At 58.2% G+C, this 9,710-nt stretch carries 9 protein-coding genes and 1 pseudogene; 8 read left to right on the top strand and 2 right to left on the bottom strand.

What is annotated here, in order from left to right; all coding sequences use genetic code 11:
* Positions 1-408: 408 nt before the first annotated feature.
* The 7 genes from L6639_RS29835 (at position 409) to kynU (ending at position 7,657) form a co-directional block, all read left to right on the top strand.
* The gene (locus L6639_RS29835) at positions 409-1,344 is read left to right on the top strand and encodes a hydroxymethylglutaryl-CoA lyase (protein WP_128929962.1); all 936 of its coding nucleotides are present in this window, start codon (positions 409-411) and stop codon (positions 1,342-1,344) included.
* The gene (locus L6639_RS29840) at positions 1,341-2,558 is read left to right on the top strand and encodes a CaiB/BaiF CoA transferase family protein (protein WP_232995541.1); all 1,218 of its coding nucleotides are present in this window, start codon (positions 1,341-1,343) and stop codon (positions 2,556-2,558) included. Before L6639_RS29835 ends, L6639_RS29840 begins: the two co-directional genes overlap by 4 nt.
* Positions 2,559-2,604: 46 nt before the next feature.
* Positions 2,605-3,651, top strand: a complete 1,047-nt coding sequence (locus tag L6639_RS29845) for an ABC transporter substrate-binding protein (RefSeq protein WP_237864943.1) — start codon at positions 2,605-2,607, stop codon at positions 3,649-3,651.
* Positions 3,651-4,496 carry an ABC transporter ATP-binding protein gene (locus L6639_RS29850; protein ID WP_164933581.1) on the top strand — a complete coding sequence of 282 codons (846 nt, stop codon included), beginning with the start codon at positions 3,651-3,653 and terminating at the stop codon, positions 4,494-4,496. Before L6639_RS29845 ends, L6639_RS29850 begins: the two co-directional genes overlap by 1 nt.
* Before the next feature lie 2 nt (positions 4,497-4,498).
* The gene (locus L6639_RS29855) at positions 4,499-5,350 is read left to right on the top strand and encodes an ABC transporter permease (RefSeq protein WP_128929959.1); all 852 of its coding nucleotides are present in this window, start codon (positions 4,499-4,501) and stop codon (positions 5,348-5,350) included.
* A gap of 256 nt (positions 5,351-5,606) precedes the next feature.
* Complete coding sequence (gene kynA / locus L6639_RS29860) at positions 5,607-6,446, top strand: tryptophan 2,3-dioxygenase (RefSeq protein ID WP_128929958.1); 840 nt, start codon at positions 5,607-5,609, stop codon at positions 6,444-6,446.
* Complete coding sequence (gene kynU, locus L6639_RS29865; RefSeq protein WP_128929957.1) at positions 6,443-7,657, top strand: kynureninase; 1,215 nt, start codon at positions 6,443-6,445, stop codon at positions 7,655-7,657. The genes kynA and kynU overlap by 4 nt, the downstream gene beginning before the upstream one ends.
* A 647-nt stretch (positions 7,658-8,304) precedes the next feature.
* Here kynU and L6639_RS29870 read toward each other — a convergent pair.
* Together L6639_RS29870 and L6639_RS29875 are read right to left on the bottom strand one after the other, a co-directional pair.
* Positions 8,305-8,545 (bottom strand): annotated as a pseudogene (locus L6639_RS29870) (IS630 family transposase); the annotation flags it as partial.
* 224 nt (positions 8,546-8,769) lie between these two features.
* Positions 8,770-9,099 (bottom strand): EAL domain-containing protein, encoded by a 330-nt coding sequence (locus L6639_RS29875; RefSeq protein ID WP_128930197.1) that lies wholly within the window; start codon positions 9,097-9,099, stop codon positions 8,770-8,772.
* Between the two features lie 68 nt (positions 9,100-9,167).
* On the opposite strand from L6639_RS29875, the gene L6639_RS29880 reads away from it, so the two are divergent.
* Positions 9,168-9,542: a hypothetical protein gene (locus tag L6639_RS29880; protein ID WP_188637391.1), complete on the top strand. Its 375-nt coding sequence runs from the start codon at positions 9,168-9,170 to the stop codon at positions 9,540-9,542.
* Positions 9,543-9,710: the final 168 nt, after the last annotated feature.

The following is a 9,710-nucleotide window of genomic DNA, read 5'->3' on the forward strand; positions in this document are numbered from 1 at the left end:
GGCTCTATGCAATGAGGGCTGGAGTTGGCGCGCCTCTTCAATCGGGCACGGGCGTGGCTTCGTGGACGAAAGGCATTCTTGGTGCGGCGCTTCCGTTTCACCAAGAACGCTATTTGGCTTACGCCAGAACCGCAGGGCGAAAGGATTCCGTCGGGATGCACCCCTGAAGCGGACGCCCGATGAATATCGCCGCGCGGCGCGCGAACAGGCAGCGCCAGGCAGTTCAGCCAACAGGATAATCCATGCAAACCTCACCCGAAAATAGAATTCCGCGGAATGCGAGCGGATCATGTCCTGGCCGCCCACCGGCAGAGCCTCGTTCCGGGGCCCCCGAAGCGGTTCGGAATCTTCATTGACAGATGATGTCACATATTGTTCTTTAATGCAAGAATATACAATAGGGCGCCAATGGACAATTCACCGGATGTGCACATCTGCGAAGTTGCACCGCGCGATGGCCTTCAAAACTTGGATGTCATTGTGCCAACAGGCGCAAAATGCGAGCTGATCAGTGCGATCGTCGCCGCGGGGGTGAGCGAGGTCGATGCGGGCTCATTTGTACCGGCTACGGTCGTGCCGCAATTCGGCGACGTTGGAGCAGTTGTTGCGCACGCGTTGACCCATAAGTCTACGACCATCGGCGCGGTCGTACCGAACGTTAAAGGTGCTGAGCGCGCGCTCGCGGCCGGAGTCAACAGCATGTATTTCGTGATCTCGGCGAGCGAAACGCACAACCGGGCGAATGTGCGCCGCACGATTGAGGAACAGCTCGAAGCATTCCGTGTAGTTCGTGCGAGGATCAACGCGCAAAAAGCTCCTGAGCGGCCGCATCTTGTGGGCGCTGTAGCGACAGCTTTTGGCTGCTCAATGGAAGGCGACGTCAGTGAGGCCGCGGTGTGTCGCCTTGTGCAGGGTTTCGCCGAGGCGGGTGCGGACGAGATCGGACTAGCAGATACCGTCGGCTACGGCACCCCAACGCAGGTTAAGCGGATCGTACGCGCGGTTCGCAACGAGACCGGCCCAAAAATGATGCTCAGGCTACATCTGCATGACACGCTTGGCGCCGGTCTTGCCAACGTCGTCGCGGGGCTCGAAGCGGATGTCCGGCGCTTCGATGCTGCTGTTTCGGGGCTTGGCGGCTGTCCCTTCGCACCGGGCGCACGGGGCAATATTGTGACTGAGGATCTCGTGTTCATGCTCGAACGGATGGGCCTCTCCACTGGGATCGATCTGGATCGGTTGATGGCGACACGCGAAATTCTCGCCCGGCACGTTGAGCAGAAGCACCTGACAGGTCATCTGCACGAGGCTGGAATTCCAAGGGTGTTGCGGAGGGTGGCATGATGGGCGGCAATCCCACATCAGGGCCGACAATTCCCCGCCCCCTCGAAGGCGTGCGCGTCGTTGAATTCAGTCAGATGGTCATGGGCCCTACCTGTGGGCTCATCCTCGCCGACCTGGGCGCCGATGTGGTCAAAGTCGAGCCGCTCAAGGGCGATCGCACTCGCTATTTCAAGGGGCCTGCCGCGGGTTTTTTTGCGACATACAGCAGGAACAAACGCAGCATCGCGCTCGACACGTCGAGCCCGGGAGGCAAACAGGTGGCGCGCCGGCTCACTGAGCGCAGCGATGTTTTGATCGAAAACTTCCGACCGGGTTTGATGAAGAGGGTCGGTCTCGACTACAATTCAGTGGCCGCATTCGCGCCGCGGCTGATTTATTGCTCACTCAAGGGATATCTCCCCGGACCCTACGAGAACCGTCTTGCGCTCGATGAAGTCGTTCAGATGATGGGCGGGCTCGCCTACATGACCGGCCTGCCGGGCCAGCCAATGCGCGCGGGCGCCTCAGTGAATGACGTCATGGGTGGCATGTTTGGGGTGATCGCGATCCAAGCCGCGCTCGCCGAACGACAGCGCACCGGCCGCGGTCGTTACATCCAAAGCGCCCTCTTCGAGAACAACGTCTTTCTAATGGCACAGGCGATGATGTGCGAGGTCGTCACCGGACGCCCTTCAATTCCGTACTCGGTGAAGGACAGTCCTTGGCCGATCTATGACCTGTTCGATACAAAGGACGGATCAAAGCTTTTCGTCACTGTCGTTGGGGAGGAGCAATGGCAGGCGTTCTGCCTCGCGTTTGATCGGGCTGCCTGGCTGAGCGATCCGCGTTTCATCACGGCTCAAGGTCGAGTTGATCATCGCGACTGGCTGATCCCGGAAGTCGCCAAGATATTTGGCGGCTGGAACAAGGCCGAACTTGCCGCGAAGCTGGAAGAACTTGAGCTGCCCTATGCGCCCGTGAACAAACCGGGTGATTTGTTCAGCGATCCCCACCTCAATAAATCGGGTGGTTTGACCGAGATCCGCTTGCCCGATGGCCGTAACACCAAAACCCCCTTGCTGCCGATATCGCTCGACGGCCGCCGCCTCGCAAATGGCAATGACCCGCCTCAGGTCGGCGAACATACACACGACATCCTCGGCGATATCGGGTTTTCGACAAACGAAATCGCTGCGTTAGAAAAAGCGGGGACAATCGCCTCGTCGGCCGTATGACGGATCTTAAGCGCCTGGTTCGCAACAAGCAGCAGGGGAGTAATGCATGACCATCACACGGCGCCGAGTCCTTGTTTCGGGCTCCGCATTTGCGGGCACCTCGTTGCTGCCGAGCCAGTCGCGCGCTCAAGGCAAGCCGGTCACCCTCGCCTTCGGCCCCACAACGCCAATCTATGCCATCGGCATGATCGCCGAGCTCAAGAACTATTTCAGGGATGAAGGACTCAATTCGAAACTGATTACAGGCAACTCGGGCAGTTTCGGTCGCCAGATGCTCGCTTCGGACCAAGCGATGTTCGCCCACGGTGACGCCAGTCACCCCCTTCAACTCACGGCGCGCGGCAAGGCATGCAAAATTCTGCTCGCAACTGAAATGGCGTGCTCGTACGCCAATGTTGTTGTGCGGCAAGACCTCTATGAAAGCGGCATCACGTCGCTCGAGAAGCTAGCGGCCTACAAGCGCCCAGACGGGGCCAAGCCGATCATCGCGGCCACGGCCATCGGATCGGGCAGTTGGGTCTATGGCACTTATCTGTTTGAAGCACGAGGGCTTGGCGGAAAAGTGAATTGGGTCGCTGGCGGCGGGCAGGAGATCATGTTTCCGTCTCTCGAAACCAAGCAGTTTGATGCCATCATGGCACCGCCAAGTTGGATCATCGAAATCAAGAAAAAGGGCTTTGGCACTCTGATCTACGATACCTCCCAACCGGGGATGTTTGAGAAAGATTTCGGGGGCACGGTTCCGGTGCTGGTCGTCTACACGCTGGCGGACACGATCGAGCAGGACAAGCCGACGGTACAGGCCTTCGTGAACGCGATTTATCGGGCGATGAAGTGGGTCAAAACGACGCCGCTCGCCGAAGTCCAGGCACTGGTTGCGCCCAAGTGGTTTTCTGGAATCGATCCCACCGCCGTTAGCGCAGAGCTTGGCTTTGACAAATTGACTTGGGCATATGACGGAAACATCGACAAAGCCGCCTATGATCGGGGCAGCAGAATTCGGTCCCGCAAGGGTACAGAAATTCCGGAGACTGCATACGAGGACGTTGTCGATATGAGCTTTCTCAATGTAGCGAAGGCAAAATACAAGTGATGTCCGCGCCTGGCCCCAGCCTCGCCGTTGCCCGAGAAACGACGAATGCGGACGCTGGTCGCACTCGGATTGCTGTGCAAGGACTAGTTAAGCGCTTCAGCGCCGGTCGAGGCGATTTTGCTGCCGTCGACAATGTATCATTCGAGGTTCGCCAAGGCGAATTCGTTGCCTTGCTCGGCCCCTCCGGCTGCGGAAAGAGCACGATCCTCAACATGGTGGCCGGGCTCTTGCCACATTCAGGCGGCCGAATTCTCGTCGACGGCGACTTAGTTGATACCGGCAAGGTAAATTCCAACGTCGGTTACGTGTTTCAGCGCGACACACTATTTCCTTGGCGAACGGTCGAGCAGAATATCGGCTACGGGCTCGAAATCTCCGGTATCACGAAGACGGAGCGTTCCGCGCGGGTTGCCGATGCGATTGGAAAGGCCGGGTTGACTGGCTTCGGCCAGAGCTTTCCTCGGATGCTTTCGGGCGGGATGCGTCAGCGGGTGGCCTTAATGCGCACCCTCATCCTCGAACCTGAAATTCTCCTGATGGATGAGCCTTTCGGCGCGCTTGATACTCATACCAAGCTGGAAATGCACAAGACATTGCTCGATATCTGGGAGCGCGAACGGCAGACTGTGCTGTTCGTAACTCACGACCTCGGCGAGGCGCTTACACTGGCCAGCCGCATCATCGTCCTGTCCGCAAGGCCCGGACGGCTGAAGGATGACTTCCAGGTGCCCTTTCCTCGTCCGCGAGATCCAGTCGGGTTGCGCGAAACGGCCGAATTCGGCCGCCTGTATTCTCACATCTGGCATTCGCTTGGCGAAGAGTTTCGCCGTACCAAGGCCGATTGATCATGGCTACCCGTCGTCAGGTGATCGTGCTCTGGCAGATCGCAATTTTCGCTTTTCTGCTTGTGATTTGGCAATGGGGCTTTGAATGGAGCAAAGCAGTTCTGCCAAGAGCCTATGTTCCCAAGATTCTCGACCCGTATTTCGTGGCGAAGCCGTCATTGATCTGGCAGAGCTTCTTGCGGCTTAGCTGCCTCAACGACCCATCGGATTTTCTGGTCTGCTTCAGGAATGCCGATAACAATCTTTGGATAGCGACGCTTGTCACGCTGAAGAATACTTGGTGGGGATTTCTGTTCGGCTCGGCCGCCGGCATCGTCGTTGGCCTCCTCCTCGGACGCTCGGACGTTCTTGCGCGCATATTTGGACCGTTCATTCTGGCGTTCAATTCGATCCCACGCATCGCGCTCGTGCCACTGATCATTCTCATGTTTGGCCTTGGCGATGTGTCGAAGGTGGTGACCGCCGCACTCGTCGTGTTCTTCATCGTGTTCTTTAATACGTTCGAAGGCACGCGGGCGGTCGACAGAGATCAAATTGCCGCCGCCCGCCTATTGGGCGCGAGCGAGCTGACCATCTTGCGTACCGTTGTCATTCCGTCTGCGCTGGCCTGGGTGTTCGCGTCTCTGCTCCCTGCAGTGTCGTTTGCACTTGTCGGCGTGATCGTCGGAGAGTTTATCGGCGCTGAACGTGGCCTCGGCAAGCTCATCATTGAGGCAGAGGCACGCGCCAATGCCAGCGAAATGATGGTCGCGATCTTTATAATGATGATCGTCGGAACCATGCTGGCGCTGCTTGTACAATATTTGCAATCATACCTCTTGCGTTGGCAGCCGCAGTTCGAAAGATCTGCATAAATCGTCGACCGGCAGATGATGGAACAGCGACGATGAATGCGCAATTTGGCACGCTCGCAGCGCGGGTGGGCGGCGGTGAACGTCTCAGCTTAAGTTGCCAAGCCGAGCTGATGGGGGATGTCCGGATCAGGCGGGAGGTTCCGAGTCGTCTCGTCGTCGAGCCAAATCGCAACCCCTGCAGGCGCAGTCGTCCCACTAAGAGATCCCTGGTCAGAGCTCACCCCTTGTCTGATCGGTCTGACTAAGGACGCCCGCGATGGCCAACAATGACTACGATCCAACAGCAGAAGGCGCAGAAACGAATTTCGCTGCGCGGATGTCCTATAGCGATTATCTGCGATTGGAGACCATTCTCAGCGCGCAGCATCCGCTGTCGGATGCGCACGATGAGATGCTGTTCATTGTGCAGCATCAGGCCTCGGAGCTCTGGATGCGACTTGCCATTCATGAATTGGGTGCGGCCCGCGACGCGATTGCACGCGACGCCGTCGCGCCGGCAATGAAAATGCTGGCGCGCGTCTCACGTATCTTCGAACAGTTGAACAGCGCATGGGACGTGCTGCGCACGATGACGCCAAGCGAGTATACGCATTTCCGGGCGAAGCTCGGACAGTCGTCCGGCTTCCAATCCCGTCAGTACCGCCTCATCGAATATGTTTTGGGCAATCGCAATCCAGCCATGCTGAAGCCGCACGCGCATGATGCGGAGGCGACACGGCTTCTTGAGAGGGAGCTCACAATCCCAAGCCTGTACGACGAGGTGCTGCGCCTCGGCAACCGCAAGGGGCTTGCGATTCCGCGCTCCGTACTGGAACGTGATGTCCGTGAAACGCATCGCCTCAACGATGCAGTGGTCGAGGCCTGGCGCTGTGTCTATGAGGCGCCGGAAACGCATTGGCTGCTCTACGAGCTTGCTGAGAAGCTCGTCGACTTCGAGGACTATTTCCGCCGTTGGCGCTTTAACCATGTGACCACCGTGGAGCGCATCATCGGCTTCAAACGAGGTACGGGAGGCACCGGCGGCGTCAGCTATCTCAAGCGAATGCTGGAGGTCGAACTATTCCCGGAACTCTGGCGCGTCCGAACGGTCCTATGAGCACTACAGAAAACAGATTGCGCGTTTACGAACAGACAAAGCCGCTGTTCAACATTCCGGACGGTGTGACATATCTGGATGGCAATTCGCTTGGTCCGCTGCCGCTTAGCACGGCTGATCGAATGGGCCGCGTCATCCAGCAGCAGTGGGGCGTCGAGCTGATCCGCGCCTGGAATACTGCCGGCTGGTATGTGCAGCCGCGCAAGCTGGGTGATCGGATTGCACGGCTTATTGGCGCTGAAACTGGGTCTGTCACCGTTGGCGATACGCTGTCGTTGAAGGTCTATCAGGCGCTCTCCGCCGCGCTCGAGATGAATCGTGATCGCAAAATCGTGTTGTCGGATACCGGCAATTTCCCGACCGATCTTTATATGGCCGAAGGCTTGATCGCGACCTTGGGACGCGGGCACCAATTGCGGCTCGTTCGGCCTGAGGAGATAGAGGAATCGCTGTCCGAGGAAATCGCGGTGCTCTATATCACGGAGGTGGACTATCGCACGGGGCGGCGTCATAACATGGCCGAGCTCACCGCAAGAGCCCACGCACTGGGCATCGTCACTGTCTGGGACCTCGCACATTCTACCGGCGCGTTGCCCGTCGATCTCGCACGCGTTGGCGCCGACTTCGCGGCCGGATGCACCTACAAGTATCTCAACGGCGGCCCTGGGGCGCCGGCGTTTCTCTACATTGCGCCGCGCCATGCTGATCACGCGCGGCCTGCTCTGTCGGGCTGGATGGGCCACGCCAAGCCCTTCGCCTTCGATCTCGGCTATGCACCAGCAGTTGGCATTGAGCGCATGAGGATCGGCACTCCGCCCGTGCTCGCTATGGCAGCGCTGGAAGCCTCGCTCGATATCTGGGACCGCATCGACATGCATGAAGTCCGCGCTCGCTCGCTCGAGCTCGCCGATCTGCTGATTGGCGAAGTCGAGCGTCTCTGCCCGCAGCTCAGGCTGGTGACGCCGCGCTCGCATGAAGAGCGAGGCTCACAGGTTTCGTTCGCATTTGAAAGGGGCTACGCAGCGATGCAAGCCCTGATTGCCCATGGCGTGATCGGCGACTTTCGGGCGCCCGACATCATGCGGTTCGGTATCACCCCGCTTTATATCGGCAAGGCCGAAGTGATGAGAGCAATCGAGGTGATCGAGCGGGTATTTACGCGGGAGCTTTGGCGGCGGCCAGAATATGACGTTGTGCATGCCGTGACATGAGCGCTTAGCAATGCGTGCGTCTCCACCAAGTCTGCTCACACACAATACCCTGCTGCGAGATAGCAGGTACTCGTCTGGCGGGTGTCCCTTTCCCCGACACAAAATCGTGTTACAGTCTGTGCATACTAGTGCTCGCTGGGATTTTGCATCACCTTCCCTTGGCTGGCTAAACGCCGCTCGCATCGGTTTTTCAAGCGGGCGGCGTTTTTGCCTTTTTGTGTTTACCGCCTTGAGCCAAACGAAAAAGCCCCGGTTTGCCGCCGGGACCTCCCTTTTCCGATATACGCATTTAAGCTGTGTCGGGTGGGACTGAGGAAGCACCCGACGATCTCCGCCTAACCGCGGTGTCCTAATTCATCGTTACGGAGTCCGAATTAGGATTGAACCTACAGATAGGCATGCATGCCGTTCCCGAGCGCCCCCGGCGAGGAGCTCCGCTCCTCGTTCCGCGACGGATCGAAGCAGGATGGAGTGCGTCGTTTCGGCGTAGAGAAGAAGGGAGTGTTCGAATGAACGGTGCCTTCTGGTTATTGCTCTTACTAGCCCGGCTTATCGGTGTCGGAAACGACTGAAACTCCGAAATTTGAGCGGGATCACCCTAACGTTTTTTGGAACGACTAAAATGCGCGAGCACCTAGTGGTTCAGCTCAGTGATTTTGACTCTTTGCGGTGGCTGGATAGGCGCGGCCGAGTTTGGCGCGTGCTTTGTCAGGTTGCGAACATCCACTTGATGCGAGCTCGAGTTTTGCTTCGCCGGCTTTGCCATGCTGCGATCTCGTTTCGGGACCTTTTGGGGTCGTCGATGCGGCGGCCAAGACACTGGCGCTGAAACACGCTGATCTCGCACTCGACCATGATGAGCCAACTGGCGTGTTTCGGGGTGTAGTGACCTGCCGGCCAAGCCGTCTGGCCCCCTCGCCCGCAACCGTCGAATTTTTTGGTCGCGCGCCTTCCGGCGCCGTCGTCGCAATGCCCACTTCCCGATCGAAATTATTTCGAAAAATGATAAGAAAAGGCGCGTCACGGAAAGCGACCAGAAAGATCTGCTGTCATCGGCAAATCAAGCAGACTTCATGATCTTCACGGTCCCGAACGGTATGCTACAATGTGCATTACACGGAGTGCCCAAGCCCCATCTTTCGTCGACGTGACCTGCCACTCATCATGTGGGACAAAACGGCGTGTGGCAGTTTTAGCCTACCGATCAAATAGCCTTGTGCTGCGTTGCAGCCGAGTTTGGGCAACCACGACCATTGCTGCTCCGTTTCGATACCCTCGGCCAGCAGCGGTATTCCAAGACTCCTGGTCCTGCTCACGATGGCACGCATGATCGCGTCGGAGCGCTGGTTGGTTCCAAGCTCCGCGACGAAGGGGCGATCGACTTTGATGCGATCGAATAGGAAAGCGTGGAGGTAATCGACTGACTTGGCTTCACGAGGAATACCACGCCTATCTGCAGGCTGCTGACGAGCCGCGTCGCGGCGACCTCGATAGCCGAGGCAATCTTACGATGGCAGGGCTTCTTGATTTCTGCAAATTCTTCCTGGCCACCTGTGTTGACCAGGTCAACTTCATGGCCGGGCTTTTGGAGCCGGAAGAATTACTGAGGCGGATGGAGATTTGGACCGAGGAGGAGACGCGTGCAAAGCGCCTTCCAAAGGGTTCATGGCCTTTGCTGCGCGAAGCGGTCATGGCGGGCGAATATGCTCGGGGCCCTGCGCGCGGCCTCACCGGCTACAAAGAGCGCCAGGCGCGGGCGGTGCTCAACTCCCTTATTGAAAAGGGTTACCTCGTCTCGTCCACAACACGCTCGCCGGTGAAGCTCGGCTTCCCAACTGCGGTTGTCGATCGTTGGTTTCCAACACTGTATCAGCCAACCGCTTAGAGCCACACGCCAGCCCGCTGCAGATTCGGTCCTGTTACCGCCGCCTCAGAAATTCCGGTATCGAAGGCGGAACCCTGGGGTCAACATTGGGTGTAACCGGCATGAGCCCCCCACCTGGGCATCGCGCGAATGAGCTGCGATACAGCCTGGCATGAACTGTTTTTTGGA

Source organism: Bradyrhizobium zhengyangense (assembly GCF_022012555.1).
In the GTDB taxonomy this organism is placed as follows: domain Bacteria; phylum Pseudomonadota; class Alphaproteobacteria; order Rhizobiales; family Xanthobacteraceae; genus Bradyrhizobium; species Bradyrhizobium zhengyangense.